The organism is Paenibacillus sp. FSL R5-0749, from assembly GCF_038595085.1.
In the GTDB taxonomy this organism is placed as follows: domain Bacteria; phylum Bacillota; class Bacilli; order Paenibacillales; family Paenibacillaceae; genus Paenibacillus.
The window spans coordinates 4,129,373-4,149,934 of sequence record NZ_CP152005.1; the positions used below are offsets into that span (position 1 = coordinate 4,129,373).

The 20,562-nt window shown below is 42.6% G+C and carries 20 protein-coding genes; 6 read left to right on the forward strand and 14 right to left on the reverse strand.

Annotation, left to right across the window (positions count from 1 at the left end):
- Positions 1–44: 44 nt before the first annotated feature.
- Genes MKY85_RS18285 through MKY85_RS18295 form a run of 3 tightly spaced genes read right to left on the reverse strand, consistent with a single transcriptional unit; the run spans position 45 to position 3,599 of the window.
- Positions 45–1,655 carry an extracellular solute-binding protein gene (locus tag MKY85_RS18285; protein ID WP_342570477.1) on the reverse strand — a complete coding sequence of 537 codons (1,611 nt, stop codon included), beginning with the start codon at positions 1,653–1,655 and terminating at the stop codon, positions 45–47.
- Between the two features lie 38 nt (positions 1,656–1,693).
- The gene (locus tag MKY85_RS18290; RefSeq protein WP_091017811.1) at positions 1,694–2,605 is read right to left on the reverse strand and encodes a carbohydrate ABC transporter permease; all 912 of its coding nucleotides are present in this window, start codon (positions 2,603–2,605) and stop codon (positions 1,694–1,696) included.
- Between the two features lie 16 nt (positions 2,606–2,621).
- A complete protein-coding gene (locus tag MKY85_RS18295; protein WP_339234889.1) occupies positions 2,622–3,599 on the reverse strand; it encodes an ABC transporter permease subunit in 978 nt (325 codons plus the stop codon).
- 371 nt (positions 3,600–3,970) lie between these two features.
- Between MKY85_RS18295 and MKY85_RS18300 the strand changes: the two genes are divergently transcribed.
- Together MKY85_RS18300 and MKY85_RS18305 are read left to right on the forward strand one after the other, a co-directional pair.
- On the forward strand, positions 3,971–4,579 hold the full coding sequence (locus tag MKY85_RS18300) for a type II CAAX endopeptidase family protein (RefSeq protein WP_342570478.1): 609 nt from the start codon (positions 3,971–3,973) through the stop codon (positions 4,577–4,579).
- A gap of 23 nt (positions 4,580–4,602) precedes the next feature.
- Positions 4,603–5,349, forward strand: coding sequence for a MerR family transcriptional regulator (locus MKY85_RS18305; RefSeq protein WP_342570479.1), 747 nt, complete (start codon positions 4,603–4,605; stop codon positions 5,347–5,349).
- Positions 5,350–5,532: 183 nt separating this feature from the next.
- Here MKY85_RS18305 and MKY85_RS18310 read toward each other — a convergent pair whose 3' ends face one another.
- From MKY85_RS18310 to MKY85_RS18340, 7 genes are all read right to left on the reverse strand, one after another.
- Positions 5,533–6,885, reverse strand: a complete 1,353-nt coding sequence (locus MKY85_RS18310; RefSeq protein WP_339256006.1) for a glucoamylase family protein — start codon at positions 6,883–6,885, stop codon at positions 5,533–5,535.
- Between the two features lie 290 nt (positions 6,886–7,175).
- On the reverse strand, positions 7,176–7,667 hold the full coding sequence (locus tag MKY85_RS18315) for a hypothetical protein (protein ID WP_339256008.1): 492 nt from the start codon (positions 7,665–7,667) through the stop codon (positions 7,176–7,178).
- A 20-nt stretch (positions 7,668–7,687) separates the two neighbouring features.
- Positions 7,688–8,068 (reverse strand): hypothetical protein, encoded by a 381-nt coding sequence (locus MKY85_RS18320; protein ID WP_342570480.1) that lies wholly within the window; start codon positions 8,066–8,068, stop codon positions 7,688–7,690.
- Positions 8,069–8,086: 18 nt separating this feature from the next.
- Positions 8,087–8,830, reverse strand: coding sequence for a hypothetical protein (locus MKY85_RS18325; protein ID WP_342570481.1), 744 nt, complete (start codon positions 8,828–8,830; stop codon positions 8,087–8,089).
- Positions 8,830–10,137: an SPFH domain-containing protein gene (locus MKY85_RS18330; RefSeq protein WP_339256014.1), complete on the reverse strand. Its 1,308-nt coding sequence runs from the start codon at positions 10,135–10,137 to the stop codon at positions 8,830–8,832. The genes MKY85_RS18325 and MKY85_RS18330 overlap by 1 nt, the downstream gene beginning before the upstream one ends.
- Before the next feature lie 284 nt (positions 10,138–10,421).
- Positions 10,422–11,489, reverse strand: coding sequence for an ankyrin repeat domain-containing protein (locus tag MKY85_RS18335; protein WP_342570482.1), 1,068 nt, complete (start codon positions 11,487–11,489; stop codon positions 10,422–10,424).
- Between the two features lie 29 nt (positions 11,490–11,518).
- The gene (locus MKY85_RS18340) at positions 11,519–12,304 is read right to left on the reverse strand and encodes a hypothetical protein (RefSeq protein ID WP_342570483.1); all 786 of its coding nucleotides are present in this window, start codon (positions 12,302–12,304) and stop codon (positions 11,519–11,521) included.
- 185 nt (positions 12,305–12,489) lie between these two features.
- Between MKY85_RS18340 and MKY85_RS18345 the strand changes: the two genes are divergently transcribed.
- Positions 12,490–13,470 (forward strand): serine hydrolase, encoded by a 981-nt coding sequence (locus MKY85_RS18345; protein WP_342570484.1) that lies wholly within the window; start codon positions 12,490–12,492, stop codon positions 13,468–13,470.
- A 97-nt stretch (positions 13,471–13,567) separates the two neighbouring features.
- On the opposite strand, the gene MKY85_RS18350 is transcribed toward MKY85_RS18345, so the two are convergent.
- Together MKY85_RS18350 and MKY85_RS18355 are read right to left on the reverse strand one after the other, a co-directional pair.
- Positions 13,568–14,590 carry a serine hydrolase gene (locus MKY85_RS18350; protein ID WP_342570485.1) on the reverse strand — a complete coding sequence of 341 codons (1,023 nt, stop codon included), beginning with the start codon at positions 14,588–14,590 and terminating at the stop codon, positions 13,568–13,570.
- A gap of 178 nt (positions 14,591–14,768) precedes the next feature.
- On the reverse strand, positions 14,769–15,500 hold the full coding sequence (locus MKY85_RS18355; RefSeq protein ID WP_342570486.1) for a DUF1361 domain-containing protein: 732 nt from the start codon (positions 15,498–15,500) through the stop codon (positions 14,769–14,771).
- Between the two features lie 281 nt (positions 15,501–15,781).
- On the opposite strand from MKY85_RS18355, the gene MKY85_RS18360 reads away from it, so the two are divergent.
- A complete protein-coding gene (locus MKY85_RS18360) occupies positions 15,782–16,405 on the forward strand; it encodes a spore coat protein (protein ID WP_339261464.1) in 624 nt (207 codons plus the stop codon).
- 242 nt (positions 16,406–16,647) lie between these two features.
- Entirely contained in the window at positions 16,648–17,601 is a 954-nt protein-coding gene (locus tag MKY85_RS18365; protein ID WP_342570487.1) for a hypothetical protein, read from the forward strand.
- A gap of 99 nt (positions 17,602–17,700) precedes the next feature.
- Here the strand turns inward: MKY85_RS18365 and MKY85_RS18370 are convergent, their stop codons facing one another.
- Complete coding sequence (locus MKY85_RS18370) at positions 17,701–18,636, reverse strand: sigma-70 family RNA polymerase sigma factor (RefSeq protein ID WP_342570488.1); 936 nt, start codon at positions 18,634–18,636, stop codon at positions 17,701–17,703.
- A 33-nt stretch (positions 18,637–18,669) separates the two neighbouring features.
- On the reverse strand, positions 18,670–19,116 hold the full coding sequence (locus tag MKY85_RS18375; protein ID WP_342570489.1) for a carboxymuconolactone decarboxylase family protein: 447 nt from the start codon (positions 19,114–19,116) through the stop codon (positions 18,670–18,672).
- A gap of 300 nt (positions 19,117–19,416) precedes the next feature.
- Between MKY85_RS18375 and MKY85_RS18380 the strand changes: the two genes are divergently transcribed.
- Positions 19,417–20,460, forward strand: a complete 1,044-nt coding sequence (locus MKY85_RS18380; RefSeq protein ID WP_339234931.1) for an aromatic ring-hydroxylating dioxygenase subunit alpha — start codon at positions 19,417–19,419, stop codon at positions 20,458–20,460.
- Positions 20,461–20,562: the final 102 nt, after the last annotated feature.

The window sequence follows — 20,562 nt, forward strand, 5'->3', positions numbered from 1 at the left end:
GCATCTGCATGAACGTTCAGGGACGCGTTTCCGCATGGACCTGATTAGTTGGATTTCCAACGATCATAGGCAGCCTGATTGATTTCAACCATACGCTCTCCGCCCATTTTCTTGACTGTCGCCACATAATTGTCCCAGCCCGTAAGCGGCTCCGCTCCAGTGATGAATTTCGCCTCCATCTGATTCACATATGTCTTCAAATCAGAATTCAGGCCACTGATTTCGGTCTGCTCTTCCACGGTAAGGAACAGGGTCGGAAACGGAATCCGTGCGCCTTTATCGAGAAGCTTCTGCTTGGTCTCCTCTTCTACCCATAGGTCAAAGTCTGTCTTCAGCCCCTTATTAATATCATCCATGGACAGGGTTGGAGCGGGAATGCCGTAGTTAGGTGTCAGAGTTGCCCGATAATCTTCCATTTCCTTACCGTCCGGTACTGGCAAGTAACGTTTGACCCGATTCTCTTTGTCTGTGTACTCCCAGAGAGTGCCCTCTGGACCTTTATTAAAGAACATGGCACCTTCATAGGAATAAAGATAATCCACCCAGCGCATAGAGGCTTCAGGCGCAGGATTACTCTGCGTAATAGCAAAGGCACCGCTTGTAATCCCCCTGTTCTTTGCAATCGCTGGGGCAGCAACTGATTCACTGTGGACAGGTGCAAACATGGGATCTGCCGTCGAAGGCTCTCCACCTTTGCTCATGTAGGCATGCCAGTCCGAAAAGAGGGCGATTTGATTGTTCTGTGCTTTGGCCTTTTTTTGCTCCGCTGTTTGTGAGAAGCTCTCATGATCCAGCAGGTCTTCAGACCACAGTCGGTTCATATAGGTCAAATATTCCTTGTAGCCTTCTTCAAGCGGTGTGTAATGCACCTTGTCCGCATCGTCCACGTAAATTTCTTCTTCATAAATGCCGAAGGCACCCAACAGCCATGTACGGATATCGCGGAGATTCGCAGCGGGTGTAGTCACCGAGGAGATCGGAATTTCATCAGCTATGCCATTACCGTTGGGATCTTCCTCTTTCACACGTTTCAGATAGGTATACAGCTCCTCTGTCGTTTCGGGGAGTTTATCGATATTCAGCGCCTTTAGGAAGTCTCCGTTATACCACATCGGATTGCGGTACCAGTGCTGGCTAAGTTCTACTACTGGCAAGGAATAGATATGCCCGTCCGGTGCAGTTATCGATTTGCGGACATCCGGATTATCCTCCAACAGCGCCTTGAAATTCGGAGCATACTCTTCAATCAGATCCTCCAGTGGAATGAGGATACCCTGCTCTCCGTAATTCATCTGCTCTGCAGTTGTCAAACCGGCAGCATAGAGGATATTCGGGTAATCTCCACTGGCGAGCACCAGATTTTTCTTCGTTTCGAAGCTATCCTTCGGTGCGTTCTTGTATTCCAGTTTAATACCGGTCTTCTCTTGCATCTGCTGAAGCACAGCCATGTTCTCCCAGTTCTGAATCCCTACATCTGGCGCCATAAGCGACAAAGTAACGGGTTCATTAACAATCGGGAAACCTTCATTGTTCACAGCAACTTTTCCGAGATTGTTGTTCGCTTCACCTTCGTTTGTACTGCTGCAGCCTGCCAATAATGTAATAACTAAAGCCGAAGATAACAGAAGCTTCCATGACCTACGTGTGGTTGGCATTTATAATTCCTCCCTTGATTTCATCACATTTTAGCTGTTTAACCTTTAACAGAGCCTATCATGACCCCTTGGACAAAGTAACGCTGCAGGAACGGATAAATTGCCACGATGGGCAGTGTGGAGACAACAATGACTCCATATTTAATCAGGGATGCCGTTTCTGCCTTATTATTCATGGCGGTCGCCACCTCGCCGTTGATGGAAGAGCCCGTCGTTTCCGCTGTCATTTCCTGAAGAACAAGGATCTGACGCAGAACCATCTGCAGCGGATACTTCGCTTCATCATTTAGATAGATCAGAGACGGGAAGTAGCTGTTCCAGTGGCTAACCCCATAGAACAAGGCCATAACGGCTACAATCGGTGCTGACAGCGGTAGAACAATGCGAATGAACAGCTTTAGATTCGTACAGCCGTCAATATGCGCTGCTTCCTGAAGTTCTTTCGGAATGGTCGTCTGGAAAAAGGTACGGGCTACGACGATATTCCAGACCGAAGCGGCCACTGGCAGGACCAATGCCCACATGCTGTTCATGAGTCCAAGATTCTTGACCAGCAGATACGTCGGCACGATTCCGCCGCTGAAGAACATCGTGAATAGAATGAGGCCCATGAACAATTGGCGCCCGACAAAATCAGATCTGCTGAGCGCATACGAGGCTGGAAGAGTGACGGCGAGATTGAGCAGAGTGCCCACCACTGTGTAGATAATGGTGTTCCAGTAACCACTCCATATCTTTGGGTTCTCAAACACAAGCTTGTATCCATCCAGTGTTACATTTTTCGGAAACAACCACATCGCTCCCGAATTGACGTCCTGCGGCGAACTGATTGAAGCGCTGAGAATATAGATGAGCGGATAGAGAACAACCAACATTGCCAGACCCAGATAAATATAAGTGCTGATCAGGAAAAGCTTGTCCCCCCGAGATTCTTTCATCGCAGTAACCAAAGACTTCAACTCCTTTCTACCAGAGGCTGTTCTCACTGGTGCGTTTGGCGATCTGGTTGACCGTAACAAGCAAAATAACGTTGACAACCGAATTGAACAATCCAACAGCCGTTGAGAAGCTATACTGAGCGTTCACCAATCCGGCGCGATATACATAGGTGGAAATTACATCGGATGCTTCCATATTGAGTGAATTCTGCAGCAGCAGAATCTTCTCGAAACCAAGACCCAGTATATTACCCATATTCAAGATCAGCATGATCGTAATCGTGGGTAATATCGTCGGCAGATTGATATGTAGCACCCGTTTCATTCGGCTTGCTCCATCCATAATGGCTGCTTCATGAAGCTGGGGATCTACGCCTGACAAGGCTGCGAGATAAATAATGGTTCCCCACCCGGTGCTCTGCCAGACGCCGGAGAATACATATACCGTCTTAAACCATGCGGGATCAGTCAAAAATTGTGCTGGTTCAAGACCAATGAATTCGATGAACCGGACAATCATTCCGCTTGAGGGTGATAAAAAGGTAATGATCATACCTGCCATGACAACTACAGAAATGAAATGGGGTGCATAGGTGACCGTCTGGACCGATTTCTTGAACGGGCCGTTGCGGACTTCATTAAAGGCCAGCGCCAATATGATAGGCAACGGAAATCCGATGGCAAGTTCATAGAAGCTGATACTGAATGTGTTCCAGAGCAGATCCCAGAAAAAATAAGAATTGAAGAACCGTTCAAAATGGTCAAAACCAACCCATTCGCTGCCTGTAATTCCTTTTGAAGGTACGAAATTCTTAAAAGCAATCTGAATGCCGTACATCGGGCCATAATGAAAAATAAGGAAATACAACAACGCGGGAAGCATGAACAGATAAAGCTCCCAGTTTTTCCAAATTCTCTTGCCAAGGGAGTTCTTCTTCAATGAAGGATTTACGGATACTACTGTGTGACTCTCCTTCACTCTCTCACTCCTTTCTATGTCTTTCATTACCTACGGTTATGTTGCTGCTTTGCATTCTTGCTGACTCTCTTTTGGTAACGCTTACAATCCAAAGTATAGAGAAACGAAGATGACACGGTAAATATGTAGGTTCTGCATTGTCACGATAGGCTGTGTAAAACCGCGCTACTGCGGTACTTTTCGTTTAGCCCTGATGTGGATGGTTGCAGATGGAGCAAGGCTGTAAATATGTGAGTTACGAACCTCCTCCTCGTTGCAAAAGAAACATATTGTGATCACCGAGCAAGAATTCAAACGTTTGTTATGAGTAGCTGATCATACTTTGATAAAAAAAGCTGTTGCGGAGGACGTTACGTCACAATCTACAATGAAAAAAATGTGATAAAGGAGTTTTCATTATGTCTGAGACCCATGCAAAGGAACATTACAAAATACTGTTGATCGCATTACTAACGCAATCAGCTTTTCTATTTATTGGATTTATTTTTATTGGGTTTTTCAAATGGGGAGGAATATTACCATTTATAGCTTCCTTATTCATACCGAACAAGATTAGTTTATTATCCGTAATCATCATTGGTCTTATTGCCAGTTTTTTTATTACTACGATTGTCCTAATTACATTTATCAGAACAAGAACAGAACTCCCTAAAACCGAAGGGTCAGATATGATTAAAAAAATAATGATCCAACCAAGTGGTATAGCTTTAACGGCGATAGGTGGTATATTTGAAGAATTCTTTTTTAGAGGTGTGCTGATCGGATTATTTATTGGATACTCTTTGTTCGTGGATTGGCTCGTCATTCTAATAAGCACTATTTTGTTCTGGATAATACATGTTCCTCAATATAAAGGAGCTACCGGTGTCCTTATCGTTGTGTTTGTAAATGGTTTGATTTTTGCACTGCTCTTTTATTTTACCGGATCGTTAATTCCCCCAATCCTTGCACATGTCCTTTATAATATTTCTATTGGAATTATTCTGGCACGAAAATACAAGAACTGATTATTTGAAGAGAGGGACGTTAGATGCAATTAACAGTGAGTAAATTTGCAAAGCTGGCGGGCACAACAGTTCGTACGTTAAGACATTATCGACAACTTGGCATATTGGTTCCCTCACAAAAGAACGAAAATGATCATCATGTATATATAAATGAGGATTTTAAAAGGCTGCATGAAATTCAATTGTTGCAAAGTCTAGGACTTTCATTAAACGAGATTAAAGCCGGTATGGATAATCCGCAATATTCTTTTGATGAAATCATTAGAGTTCAAGAACAATCGCTTAAACAAAGGAGAAAAGCTATTGATTGTTCTTTAGCATTAATTAAACGAATAAAACGGTTAAAGGAAAAAGATCAATTCAATGAATTAAACTCAGAATTGCTCATGCTACTTATGAACTCGATGCGTGTTGAGGAGGACCAAAAAAAGCTACTTCGAAAGTATGTTTCTGCGGATATTATTGAAAAGGTGTTCCCAGAGGATATCTCTAAGCAAACTTACTTGGATGAACAATTATTCAATTTGGTATTGCTTGTCCATAGAGCTACCCTACACGATCTTAAACCAGATCATCCTTCCATACAGCAACAGTTGAAGGATATCATTACAAATACCCAATTAAATCAACTGATTCTCCATGACGAAGAAAAGAACGAAGAACTTTATATAAACGTAAAACCCTATGAGTCGTTGATCCCTAAGCATACCATGGATTTTTTGACAGAGGCATTTGAGGTATTAAATACGAAGAAAAGTTCTTCTCTATAGGATCTTGATAACGACCAATACAACTCTAATCATTGCATCATTCATGAAGTACCAACTCCTTTCACCCAGCCTAAACATCTCGAGCTGTACCCAGAGACGGTTCGACAAATGCAAATAGAACGAAGCAGAAAACACTCTGCTTCGTCCCGTTCAAACAATCGGTATGGCAAGTTTTCCTCCCGTTCATTGAATAGAAAACACTTCTTTTTTCAACAATTCTTCTGGCGTCTGCCCTATCACATCACTGTGAAAATAATCGCGTATAACGCCGTCTTGAAGATAGTTAGCGATCGACACCATAATCATTCCTTGATCCAGTGCCAGATAAGCTTTTGCGAGTTCTCCCGTTTCAACATTAACTGAGTCATAGAACCCATACTTGCCAAACATTTTGAATTTCTTTAAAGCTTTAATATTCTTTTGAACCGCTTCAGGGGCATAATCGAGGGCAAGGAATGTTGCGTGTGCTGTAACCGTTGCTCCATCTTTATAACCTGAGGTCCCTAACGGCGTTGCTGCAAACTCACTGTAACCTGTCGGCGTTGCAGAAGGTGAAAACCCCCATGCGGCATACCCTTTTTCTTTGGCATATTCGATCTGCAATTCAACATGACGCTGGTTGTTCAATCCCAAAGCTTGAGTACCTAAGTCTTTTTCCTTTATAACCATACCGGGCATAAGAGCTTCAAACATACTGCCTCCCCAACTTGGCACGAACTTTTTATCCTTGTATACATAACTTCCTTCAAACACATCCACTCCATCGTACTTAACGGATTTGCCTTGAGGAATCTGAGCTTGCCAATCCCATTCTTGAGGTAATGTGCGATACATCTTCCACCAATGCTCTTGGGGAACATCACCTTTCCCAATGGCAATATAGCTGCCTACACGTGGTTCCGTGTAAAACATTCCATAATGGTGATCCGTCAGTGCACCTTTAGCCACATCATAGCCTCCGCGGAATTGACCGACTTCAGGATCATATAACGGAGTATAATTCATATTTTCGACCAACTCGCTTGTTGCCCCATGAAGTTCTTCATAGGCTTGCCCAACAACAATTAAACCAGCGGATAACCAGCCATTATCGACTTGGGATATAAATTGTCCCCAATCTTTCTTCACTGTACCGTCATCTGTGTTATACCAGTTATAAAATAGGCCGTTCCACTTTTCTAACTTTTCGAGGGAATTGATAGTCGTTTGCAGGCGATGTACTGCTTCTTTCTTCGAAATGATACCCAATTGTTGCGCTGAAACGGTGCTCATCATATACATGGCGATGTTCGTGGGCGAGGTACGTTTAGCTTCTTCTGTCCCTTTTTCAGTGAGCCGAACTTCATCGTAAGTCAAGCCAGTGTTCTGATCCGTATAATCCTCAAAATACGAATAGGTTTTATATGCAATCGCTTTCAATTCTGCTCGAAATCCAATTAAATTGCTTGATTCACCTGCTGAGGCCATCGGAGTTAAAGCTAGATTAGCGAACAGACAAAAAGTTAAAATGAAGCTGAATAGTTTTACTTTTTTCATGATGTTCTCCCTTCAAATGAATTCGAAACGTTTCGTGTATATGTTATCATAAATTTCCCATTTCCGTAAACAAGAAAATAAAGCGCTTACAAATTCTACATATATTATGGATCAACGATAGATATTAACTCGAAACGTTTCATTATTGATGCAACACGAGAGTAGTACACGCAGGATAATATGACGTATTAGTCCATATGAAGGTCTGTTATATTCTAAATTGAAAAGAAAAAAGCCCGACTCCATAGGAATCAGGCTTAATCCTTTTCTCGTATCCACTCTGAACCGTTCTATGTTGCTACAACCGTTGTTCCACAATACTCGCAGTCCGTTGATTGCTTGGGAAGCACTTTTGCCTTCGCCCCGCACCCCGGGCAACTTACTGAAACTGGCCTTTGTGGCTCTTCTACTTTTTCTTCGACCCTTACTTCAGTGTTTTCCTTGTCTGAAAAATTGATCTCTGTATAGTTAATTGTATTATGACTGCTGTAACTCACAGTGTTGCTATTGTAGCTTGAATACGTATGCGAATTCGCATTCTCGCGATCAAGATGACCCCCATAATCTCCCCCATAAAACTTTCGTTCAGGGACATGCTTTTTCTTAACACGTTTTTTCCTAAGCAATTTAATACCCCAATATAAAAATAAAAATTCAACGATAATAACTCCAGCCATAGCAATGAGATTTTTAGTACCTATGAAATTATTTGCATTAAACATGGCGATCGGGATCGCAATGGCATATAACATGAAAAAGAGTCCAAATAACTTCCTTAACAACACCATTCCTCCTATGCAGTTTACGAGATCCTCATCGTTGTTCCGCAATACTCACAATCCGCAGACGAAGTAAGATATACCCTTACCTTGGCTCCACACCCTGAACAATTCACGGCTACAGTTTCTTGAGGGGCCTCGTCATATTTCTCATGATGCTGATCTTCGTAAAATTGCTTATCATTAGAATTATAATGATCGTAATGCTGGTATGGATCAGTCTTAGACTGAGATTTAGGTCGACCACACATTTTTATGCCCGTAACAAGTACGATAACCCCAGGGATAAAAAGAATAATCGTACTGATAATGGCCGTTTCTGTTCCTTCGGATATTAATATTAAAGATAACAGGATCGTCACGGACGAAAGGATAATGAATAAAATGCCAAAAAATTTCTTCACCGCGTTTCCTCCTGCAATTTATGATTTACTTATCAAGATCTGTTGATTGCGTTCTTTCAGCCGGAACCTTAGCTGGGATAGTTGCGAAGCAATACGTTCACTATTTACCAATTCCCCTGCTTCGTACTGATTTGCAAGTTCACTGTTCATCAATTCAATGTCCATCAAGATCTGGCGGTCATTTTTCTCAAGGGAATCCGGTGTGATCGGGTCACTATACTTCACCAGTTCAATTAATGATTGAACGGTTTTCCGCTCCTCTTCCACAGTTAGAACGGGATGTTGCATCATGGTGTGAAGCAATTGCTGTAACGCTTTTTCGATTAAATGTAAATCTTCGATTTTAGTCTGTTCATTTGCTTCATGACTTCGCAGACTGTGAATGTAGATCATAATGATTCCACATAAAATAGTTGCGATCGCAAACGTTACTGTATGCAACAATACAAACCAGCGAAGCGCATGATCTGCTGAACCTGTCAACAACGTATAGATCATCACACAAATCAAATAACTAACCAACACTACACCTAACGCTGTGTAACCTGGAACAAACCGTTTAAACCGATCCATATTTTGCATGATGAACCGTGCGTAGATCCAAATAGCCGTAATGGCTACATAAGAAGCCACGAGGTTCATCCAAAAAGATAACGATATTAGCGCATGATTAAACAAAGTAAAAGAAACGATTGTCGATACGAGCATGCATATTAAATAGATGACATCCAAAATCAGGAGATTGCTGCGTTTTACCATCACTATGCCTGTCCTCCTTCTTGCAGATTGTTTCCGCAATCAAGACAGAACTTCTGGCCGGGTTTTACTTCGTGTTGGCACCGACTGCATTTCAAGCTTAAACTTGTGCCACAGTTGCCACAGAATTTGGTATGACCGGAATTCATATGGTTACAGTTCGGGCATGGGCTAGGCATCGGTTGATGACATTGAATACATTCCAATGCGTCCTCAGCATTATCCGCTCCACAGGATGGACACGCATGGTATTTGTCACCACAGTTAGGACAGAATTTGGTTCCCTTTGGCAAAGCATGTCCACAATTATTACAATCTGTTGTTACTGCGGATTTTTCGGCTAATGAATTGCCGCATTTGCTGCAAAAAGAGCTGTTCTCCTGGTTCGGATGATTACACTGTTTACATATGCTTACCGCAGGCGTCTCCTTAGTCGACATCACTTTAGACATCTGGGACATCTCGCTACTGAAAGAACCACCCAGTCCAACCCCCATACCCATACCAAGTCCTGCGCCCATGATGTCTGACTGCATGCTTCCTTCATTTTTGGCTGCACCTTCCAGCGTATCAAACGAACGTTCTTGCTGATATGTGTACCCAATAATATCCATCTCAGCTTTGCGCGCCAACGCTTCTCTTAATCGAATAACGGAAGGATCTTCTTCGGGCAGATTGACGTTGTGAATATACAGGTTGATCAGCTCAATACCAAACTCTTCGAAAGTAGAAGCTATTGTGTCTGCGAAATGCCTTGAAATCTCGGCGATATAGGCATTGATCTCCAAAACACTAACTTTTCTATGTATTAGATAGGATGACAACATCGAGTTAATATTCATGATAATTAGCCCGCGGAAGTAATTAATCATATTAGCTTGGTTAAACTCAGGCAGTGTGCCCACAAGCTTGACCAAAAACTTTCGTGAATCCGAAATTTTAATTCCCATTTGTCCAAATGTTCTTACGGGAACTATAATATTATACTTGGGATCCTGGATCTGAATCGGATTCGCTGTTCCCCATTTAACGTCTAATGCGCTAACCTGATTGACATACCAGACTTCTGCTGCAAAAGGTGACTTTCCTCCAAACGGAAGGTTAACGAGTCGGTTCAAGATCGGGATATTCGCAGTACTCAGCGTATGCCTTCCTGGTCCAAACATGTCAAGCGCTCTTCCATCCTTAAAAAGAATTGCTTGTTGAGATTGATTCACAATCAACTGGGTCCATGTTCCCAACTCAGTCTCGGGATGTTTCCAAGCAAACACATCAGGTGAGCCATCATACTTAATTACGTCAATAATCGCCATGTTCAATTCCTCAATTCAGTATTAGATTACTATAATTTGATAAAAACACTCTTGCTAAAACACTGATTCTACACTATTTCCTATATTAAAAAGCTATAATGATCTTTCATTAACTTGTTTTCATGTTTAGGCATTGATATTTTACCATTTCTAACCTTATTACGCACTAGCATAGTTCATTTTTCATACGAAAATTTTCCTATATTAACATGTTCATAATAGTAAAGAACCTCTTCCATTATGATCATAGGAAAGAGGTTCATGGAATTCTCGTGTTACTCCATCTAATTCAGGATATCCTCTATAGCTGTATCTGGATTTAACATGAACTCTTCTAAGGTAGCTATCGTTCCATGTTCTTGATGTTCAATATCCGCATATCCCATCATTTTTTTGCTCGGATTCCAGACAATCAGGATATGTGAGTATTGATCGATATCCGAGGAAATACGCAGTAGCTTCTGTCTGCCCATTTTCATCTCTACGGTATCGATCAGATGAAAGAATTCTATATATCGGATGCCTGATTCACTATCTGGCAAGTCTATTCTTCGGGGTCCACTAGTTAGAAAATCAATAAGTTGCTGCGGAAGTTTATAAGACTTTAATGCATGCAATTTGTTGCTCATATCATGAAATTCTTGAGGTTCATGCCCCTTTAGGTATTCAGCCATTTCTTCATTTTTCTGACTCACTGCAATCGTGTACGCTCGCTCTCCATCCTTCTCCTGAATGGTCACATCTGCTCCCTGGTCCACCAGATAACGAACCATCTTCATGTTATTAAGTCTTGCAGCTACCGTGAGAGGTGTCGCCTTATACGGGTATACCATATCCGGTTCATTGTAATTGACATCCACTCCTTGATTCAGCAAGTACTGAATTGTCTTCATATCGTGATCAGCTACCGCTTTGCGCAACGTTTTGCCTCCATATTTACGAATATCCAACCCCAGTTCATTCAGCACGGTCATATTATTTTTGTTACCATAGTAGGCTTCATCATATGCACTGGATTTGACCCGATTAAGTCCATTTAACTTGGCACCTTGCTGGTACAGGTATCGCACCATTTCTTCTCCACAATATCTAACTGCCTTCAGGATCGCCGAATTATTTTTGACATTCAGATTAACTCCATGCTCGACCAACAACTTAACCACTTCCAGCTGATTGCAGATTAAGGCAAGGTCGAGCGGCGTTAATGCTATGTATTTACTGAGCGTAATCTCTTCCTCAAGATCCATGCCCTGCTTAACGAATTGCTCTACAGTACCGGTGTCTCCCTCATATATTGCCCTAGCTTGATCAGGAAGCGTTTCGAACGATCCTTGATTTCCGATTTTGAACAAAGATGTACCCTCCTTATGTTTAATTACTTTTACATTACAATCAGCCTTGTTTTCATACTCCTAGCTATCAGTATACCTGCAACAATTTGAATAATTAATGACAGAACAGACAATCTCCAATCTAGAAGTATCAAAAGAGGAGAAAAGATCAGGCTGAGTTTAAGAGATGATTCTAATTTCCCTCTAATATATAACTCACCATTCTTCCAGACTACAACAACCGCGAATAAAAACATTACACTTAGCGAAGTTGTTACAAAACTAGTTCCTAAAAATAATCTGTTCCATACACTGTTCTCTAATAAGGCAAGCAATAGGAACCCTATAGTAACAAAGAACAACAAAAAAATAAGTAAAATGGGTTTCAAGGGTCTGTATAAACGAAGAATGGAGTCAAAATCATCGCCCGAAACATCCTGAGATTCTATTTTATTTCTTTGGCTATCTAACTTCCTAATTTCAATTTTCATAAAACTCATAATCGTTACTAGGTTGGCAACATCTTGCCTAGTGTAATACTCTCTTATCAAAGCGCGTATATCTTCGGAAAAGTAAGAACTACACTCACCAAATTTATCGTATAAGTTCTGAAGCACTCCTACATTGGCGGGTTGAGCTAAAATACTAGCTATGGCAGCCTCAACTTTAATGTATGAATCCATCCGCTTCTGAATCCTCGTCAGTTTATTTTGATTATCTCTTTCAATCAAGACTTTAAACTCTTTATAAAGCCAGATAATAGCTGTACAAACAATAGTGGTAACGATTGAGAATTCAGGATTTGCCTTAAAATAAGTCAGTAACTGTTGAAGCATGATATACCACCCTTACTTCTGAAATATACTACTCACATGATGAACTCGCAGCTTTTACAAGCTGATTTTTCAAGCAAAACATTTACGCTTGTTGAGCCCTACCTCAGGAGTATGCTAAGATAATGGACACCTATTTCTACAAAATTCAAAATTCTATTACAAATCAACCGTACAGAAAGGACACTATGAATCCTTCATTACTGTCATCCAAGTTACAACAGATCATTCCACCGCTGGATCTGCGAAGCTGCCTCGTCAGTGTACGCGGTGAGCTTATGTACGAACACTACCGCAACCAAGAGGCTGCGACCGATATTGCAAAAATCAATTCCTGTACCAAGAGTGTGGTATCCGCACTCATCTGTATAGCGATGGATAAAGGCTTGTTGCCAGAGGCATCAGCCCCAATCTCTACCTTTTTCCCACAGTTGACATCCGATCCTGACCCGCGTAAGCCAGCAATCACACTGGAACAACTACTCACCATGACAGCTGGATTCAACTGGGATGAGTTCGGCGGGCAGAATTCATTTCCTCGCATGACCCGCACCGATCATTGGGTGGATTTTGCGTTGGAACAACGGTTAAGTCATGTACCGGGTACACATATGGAGTACAACTCAGGAGTATCACAGATCCTATCCGCTATTCTGATGCAAAATGTAGGTATGAACGTAGCCGCGTTCGCAGAACGTTATCTTTTCGACCCACTGGGAATTAAGGACTATGAATGGGAAAGTGACCCACAAGGTGTTCATACTGGCGGATTCGGTATGAAGATGTTGCCCGCAGATCTGCTGAAATTCGGCCAGCTCTTTTTACAGCAAGGGATGTGGGAGGGTGAATCTCTCATTTCTAGTCATCTCGTTACCCGTTCAACGCAGCCATTCATTACAGTCAGCCCACCTAATTACGGCAGTTATGCTTGGCATTGGTGGGTCGATGTCTATCCGAATGAAAGGTCTGTTGCCGAAGATATTGCTGCTGAGAACGACAGACCCAACCTCCATTATTATTACGCGCGAGGATTTGGTGGTCAGTATGTATATATTGTCCCTGAGCTGGAACTTGTTACGGTGTTAACCAATGACAAACGAAAGAAAGAGAAACCTCCACTGGATGTTTTCCCTCGATTAATCGCCCCTGAGCTATGGAAAATGCTATAAATGCAGGCCGCTCTTGTATGTTGTTCGACCCATGGTTAGACCAATGAACCCCCAACCTATGAAGGCTTAACCAGCCCATAGGCTGAGGGTTTATTCGTCATACGAATGCCTCTTCGATGGCAACCGTGATTGGATACGGACCAGACTCTTGATTCGAGAGCACAACCAGTTGTAGATCATAGTCCGGATACACGGAAGACATGAACGACACTCCTGGATCAAACCCCATGACATGAAATTTGAAAATGTCTTCCTCTTTGAGGTCAATCCAGATACCTTGCCCATAATACTCTTCATCCTCTTGATGAGCATGTGGAGTTAATAACTGCCGTGTTGTGTCAGCATTCAACAATTGGTGACCCAGCAAAGCATCCCAAAATCGAACCATATCCGGCGCTGTAACATAGGCTCCACCATCTGATCCACCTTTGACAGGAATGGAGAACATATTGGTGTTCCAAGAGCCATCTTCATGATCGATATATCCTAAAGCGGTGTTTCGCGGAAGCTGATCTGTTAAGAAATAACCGGAGTCCTTCATGCCACAAGGTTTGAAAATGTGCTCTTCCACATAATCTGTAAACGACAGTCCTGAATGTTGTTCCACAATAAGCCCCAGCACAATGAACCCCGCATTGTTGTAGTGAAAACATTCACCCGGAGCAGACTTCATCGGCAGCTGCTGAAACATGGGCAGAAAGTCACTTAATCGCCGCATCGCGTAGACGGGTCTCTCTTTCCACAATTCCGAAAAGTCTTCCATCACTTCTTCATCAAAATAATCTGGAATACCCGACGTATGTGTTAACAATTGATGAATGGTAATTCCTTCGTCCCACAGCGGAAATTCCACATTCAACACATCTGTAAGCTTGGAATCAGCAGATAACTTACCCGCTTCAATGAGCTGGCATATACTCACTGCCGTGAAGATCTTACATCCTGATGCAATACCGAACCGTGTATCCACCTGATTGGCAAGCTCTTCACTGCGATTCGCATAACCACGTTTCATATTCAAAAGGGTTTTCCCGCCTTGTTGGAGTAATACAACACCCGAAAAATTCACGCGTTCCATGGCTTCTTCTATTTTCGTTGTCAGCTCTAATACATTCAACATTTTGTTGTTCACCTACTTGTCTATGTATTCATTACATTCTCATTCTTAATTCTTCGTTATATCATCCTGCATACCTGCCAAATTTCCATAAAAAAGAAGAGTTACCCCCTTATAAAAGGAAATATCCCTTCTTCATACAAGGTAAGACTAAGTTGAACAAAGTATACCTAAATGCTGTTCAATCACTTGTTCCACTCGTTTTATACCTTGGACTTCCTGCACTACTCTTCATATCACGGAGAGACCTCGTATTTATCAGATAATATAGTGTGGCATAGATTGTGATGATAAACGTGCCAAAGAACAGGCAAAATGCAAGAGACGGGCGGCTTACACTTTCGTGCATCAGCTCAATCAGCGTCTTGCGATTCGTCAGTGCATCCCAGCTATTCAGTCGATATACACGTCCAAGCAATACTCCATAACTTCCCAAAGCACAGCCTGCGAGTACAAAGATCCAAGATGCCCAGCGTCCGATTCGGTGATAGATCACTTCCTGAAGCTGATACATGGACAAGAAGCCAAGCAGGAGCCCCGTCCAGACAAACATTAAAACAACACTCAAGTCGTACCAATAGGTGTAGTCCACTCCATTTCCACCATAATACCGGGAACTTCTCGCTGTCAGATGAACCAAATCCGTAACAATGTAAGAAGAGTTGGGGAAAAATAATAACCACAGCAGCCCACTTGCGACTGCAAGCCATGCGGCACCTTTCCATTTCACATCAGATAGCAGATAGGATGCATAGGAGAACACAAAAGGAATCCAGCCCAAAAACAGATTCCAGATCAGGAAGCGGAAATAACGCTGATCCAGCCAATCTGCGGCTACATAGTACAAGCCCAGCGTTACGGCTGTGACCATACAAAGGAAAATAAATATGCGAATATAGTTCAGTTTTCTCAATGATTCTGACCTCACTTGATAAGATTTCATTTCATTGCCGAAAAGCGATGAATTCTTCCTTATTCTTTTCAACACGTAAATTCAATCCACAGTTATCCTACTACACCCCAATCGGTCTCCTTCAACTTAATCTCGATCAAACCTGTTCCTATTTGTGCTTACGCTTTTATCCATACGTATTACATAATTTCACTACTCTCCAAGCATACTAGAATCATACCATTTACCAAAGGAGAATCAAATTACCAATGAATCCAAATTCGATGAACCCTCAAAATGCAATGCAGCACAGCTTGAATACAAATCCAAATATCAGCCCTAACATGAATCATGGCGGTCATGAGATGTTCGATGTACACGAGATTTTGTCCTCCACCATTAACGTGCTGGATCAATATATGATCTTCCGTTCATTCGTGCAAAGCCAGGAACTGATTGGCATTCTGGACCGGCAGTATAACTTCATTTTATCCCAGTACAATCTGACAGCAGAGTGTTTTGCATCCGGACAGAAGCCTCATCAAGAGACGGCAACCTACATGATCCCCAACATCGTACCGCCAGTATATGGCCTTAAGCCATCAGCACCGAAAAAGCCAAACCAGAGCCTGGCTGATGTAAAGGATGCCGGGATTAGCGGTCATATGCTTGGACTCATTAAATCACATGCGAGTCTGCTCGGCATGTCCTGCAGCGAGATCACGAACGGAACGGTTCGCCGTGTCATCGCTTCACAGATCCAGCATTTTATCGAAATGGCTTATGAAATTTTCATGTTCCAGAATAAAAACGCGTATTATCAAGTGCCTCAACTCACTGCAAGTGATACACAACAGATGCTTCAGGCATACATCCCAGCAACCGGAGCACCTCAGATGCCTAACAGCAATAAACCACTTCATTAAGTTAGAACATAAAGTCTGAAGACCCAGAACAGTCTCTTCAACCCATTTGGGTTTTAGGGGCTGTTTTTTGCTTATTTACAATCATTTTCCTACTGATGACCCTTGATTCGGTTACCAGAAACTGGTTTAATCAATGACAAACCCGTACTTAGTCAACTTACGGATCATACATATAGAATACGGTGAAATGCCGTTATACGAGAATTCAAATGGCTTTTTCTTATTTATAGGGAGGTATACGAATGAGATGGAAGCAACCTGCTAAACTTGGTTTACTGGCTATGGCTCTCGGCTGTACTGCCATCGGCTCAACACTTGTGACCTCAACAACACTGGCTGCACCCGTTCCGGCTTCCAAAGCGGTGTATCATCAATTCCAAACGTATCGAACGGAAGCAGCGAAATCTACAGCAAGTGTGGCTAAAGCACGTAAATACCTGATGAATCATATCGACAAAGTCGGTCCTTGGCAGGCAACATTAATGACGCTGCAACTGGAGAATATGCAGAATATGAAGCTGGCGGATATGGATCACCAAATGTATACGGAACAGTTTCAACAAGCCCTATCTCAAGCCCATGAACAACTTGGTTACGAACAGAAGCTTACATATAGTCGTCTGCTGCAAGAAATTAAAGATCCGTCAGTGAGGAAGGTTCTGCAAGAAGCATCTGATCTCGGATTCAAACTGGAAACCAGTGAAGGCTTGTATTACCCTATCATCAATTATGAGATCTACCAAAAGTTCAAACCGTTTGTTAAGGCTGATATCGCTGCATACATCGATATTATGGCTAGCGAATCCAATCAAATGACAACTGCAGATGCTGGCATTATCATCTCTTGGAATGAATTAATTCAGCGTATATTGGAGAAAGAGGCCTTTCTGAACAACTTCCCGAATTCCAATCGCACCTCAACAGTGAAGCAGTGGTTATTTGTAGAATATCTGTTTTACGGAAGTGACAACACGCCTGTATATGATTGGTACACGGATGAAGAAATCCGCACCATGGACCCTGAGGTGAAAAAAGCTTACGAGAAAGCTTTGGCTAAGCGGGAGCCCAATACGGAGAGTGTTCTTCTCGATACCATGGAAAAGATTTTGCAGGTTCTGAATCAGAACAATGATGAGCTTACACCTGAAGTCCGAGCAATTATTGAAACTGTTCAACAACAATTTGCCCTTGATTAACCAGGATCGAGAAAAGCCAAATACAAATGCAGAAAAGCGGCACACCTTCTGAACGAGGTTGCCGCCTTTTTGCATTACATACCACACCTTACGTTTGGATCAAAGTGTTGAATCGTGTATTGATGTAAGTTTGTTCGGATTAACGACGAGATAAATGCCCTCAATCCGCTCTCCTGAAGGGTCCAACGCCAAACAGAGCACCTCGGACAATTGTCCTTCTTTCATCAATGCAAGTTGAAGTTCACCATTCATCCACATCGGTACCCATTCTCTTTCACGCAATCGTGTAAGGACCCGCCGTGAGGTCAGAAGGGCAAGCACGCCTTTGTGAACGCTCATCGTTCTCATCACAGTATGCACAACGCCACCGCCATCTGCTGTAAATACAGGCTGATCTGCCAGTAACTCGAGCATCGCAGCGACATCATAACGAAGGAAAGCCGTTGTAAAACGGCTGATTAATTCACCCTTCGCTATCATATCGGCATCACTCTGCTCGATTGGTGGAAGTTTTTCCGGCAAGTTCCGTCTGGCGCGGCTAAAGATTTGACGACAGTTACTCTCCGTTTTGCCCAGCCAATCCGCTATTTCAGAATAGTCATACCGGAAAGCTTCACGAAGTACAAAAACAGCCCGTTCAACAGGCGAGAGCCGCTCCAACAAGACCAGATAGGCATAGGAAATCATCTCTTTCTTCTGCATCGTTTCCTCTGGTATGTTTCCCGCCTTACTGTCTGCTATCGGTTCCGGAAGCCACTCTCCAACATAATTTTCCCTCTGGTTGCGGGCAGAATTGAGCAGGTTCAAACTTCGGTTCACCACGAGTCTGGCGATATAAGACTTCGGATTACGAATATCTTGATTAGCATTGCTCTGAATCCCCGCAAAACAATCTTGAACCATATCTTCAGCTTCTACCACACTGCCGAGCATGCGATAAGCGATTGAAAATGCATAATTTTTATACCGTATATACAGCTCACCAACATCCAGAGAAGACACTTCTGGTTCATTGGCGTGGAGATTGGAATTCATAAGAATGGCCTCCTCTGGCATGGTGCATGTATTTTAGTTAAAACAGCCCGGATACATCCCTGTTGTAATCGCAATCCGGTTCCAGTTGTTAATTGTGTTAATGGCCAGGATCAGATCCACCAGTTCGGCTTCACTGAAATGTTCACGAACCTTATTATACAACGCTAGGGGTACACCATGTTCCGAGATACGGGTCACTGCCTCAGCCAGCTCCAGCATAACACGTTCTTGATCCGTGAAGAAAGACACTTCACGCCACACACTCAGCAATAGAATATGATCCGCATAATTACCCAGTTTCATCAGATCTTTGGCATGCATATCTAGACAAAAGGCACAGCCATTGATCTGGGACACACGGATTTTTAACAACTCATACAATACTTTATTTTCGAATTGCCCGGATATATACTGCTCCATCGCCATCATCGCTTTAAAAGCGCCTGGACTCACTGCTCTGTAGTTGGTTCTTAAATTCATTTCATTCGCCTCCATCATTTGGTTTACATACTGTAGACAAACGACGGCCGGGATCTGTGACATACTTTACGAAAATCTTTTTATTCCCACAAGCCTACAGATAACATATGATGTAAAGCAAACTCGAAAATTTCCGTGTTCATGTACGGTTTTTGCTGTACCGTTTGTGATTTCAACCAAAAATAGGTTGGATATATTGATACTTTGACTATAAGAGTAGTAACATACGGCTAATAAAGTTAACTTTTCTAACATAATAAAGAGAAATGTTTATTCATATTGGTAAGGAGTGTTTTTACTATGATAACTTCCAACGCAAACCCTAATACGTCCGAATTGCCTAGAGGTTGTACATTCACCGCTGAAGACTGGCATGTATTATCACAATATTGGTATCCGGTAGCACAAGCTAACGAAGTAACAGACAAACCACTTGCTGCTCAATTACTCGATGTGAAGCTGGTTCTCTATCGTAGTAATGATCAGGTTGTCGTAGCCAAGGATCTTTGTTTCCACCGCGGGGCCCCACTTAGCAAAGGCTGGGTAGAAAATGGTGAGATTGTCTGCCCTTATCACGGCTTCCGTTATAATTGTGAGGGTAAATGTACCGCAGTACCTGCACACCCAAGCTCCAAGATCTCGCCTAAGCTCAAACTTATTGTGTATCCCGCAGTTGAACGTTATGGTTTAATCTGGACCACTTTGGCGGGAACGGAAGAACAGATCCCCTCCTTCCCTGGATGGAATGATCCGGAATATATCAATATTTTGCCACCCAACTTTGATATTGCCGGTTCTTCTGGGCGACAAATGGAGGGATTCCTCGATGTATCCCATTTTGCCTATGTGCATACGGAAACGTTTGGTGACAAAAACAACACAGAAGTCCCTCAATACAAAGTGAAACGTGAAGGTAATGAGTTACTGGCCGAGTATTGGAGTACGGTGAGCAACTATGGCAAAGGGCAAGATCTTGTTGCTCCAGAAGGTTTCCAATGGTTGCGTGAGTTTCGGGTATTCCCGCCTTTTGCGGCTTCGCTGACGGTACATTTCCCAGGAGACGACAAGCTGAATATTCTGAATTGTGCTTCGCCGATCTCTGCTCGGTATACCCGTCTATTCTGTCCAATCACACGCAATTTTGACAAAGACGCTCCTATTGAAGACACAATCAAGTTTAATTTGCAGGTATTCGAAGAAGATCGCGAGATGGTCGAGTCACAGAAACCGGAGGATCTGCCCCTTGATCTGCATGCCGAGGCCCACATTCCCGCTGACCGTACTTCAATTGCTTATCGGCAATTATTAACGGAAATTGGTTTGGGACGAAATTACACATCGTAAGTAGATGTCTCAGATTCTTTAGATTTCTGGGCACGCTTTTAATCCTTGATTAAGACGCTACGATTCGTTAGCGCCTCATGCTTAGCTCTAAACACGGCTTTC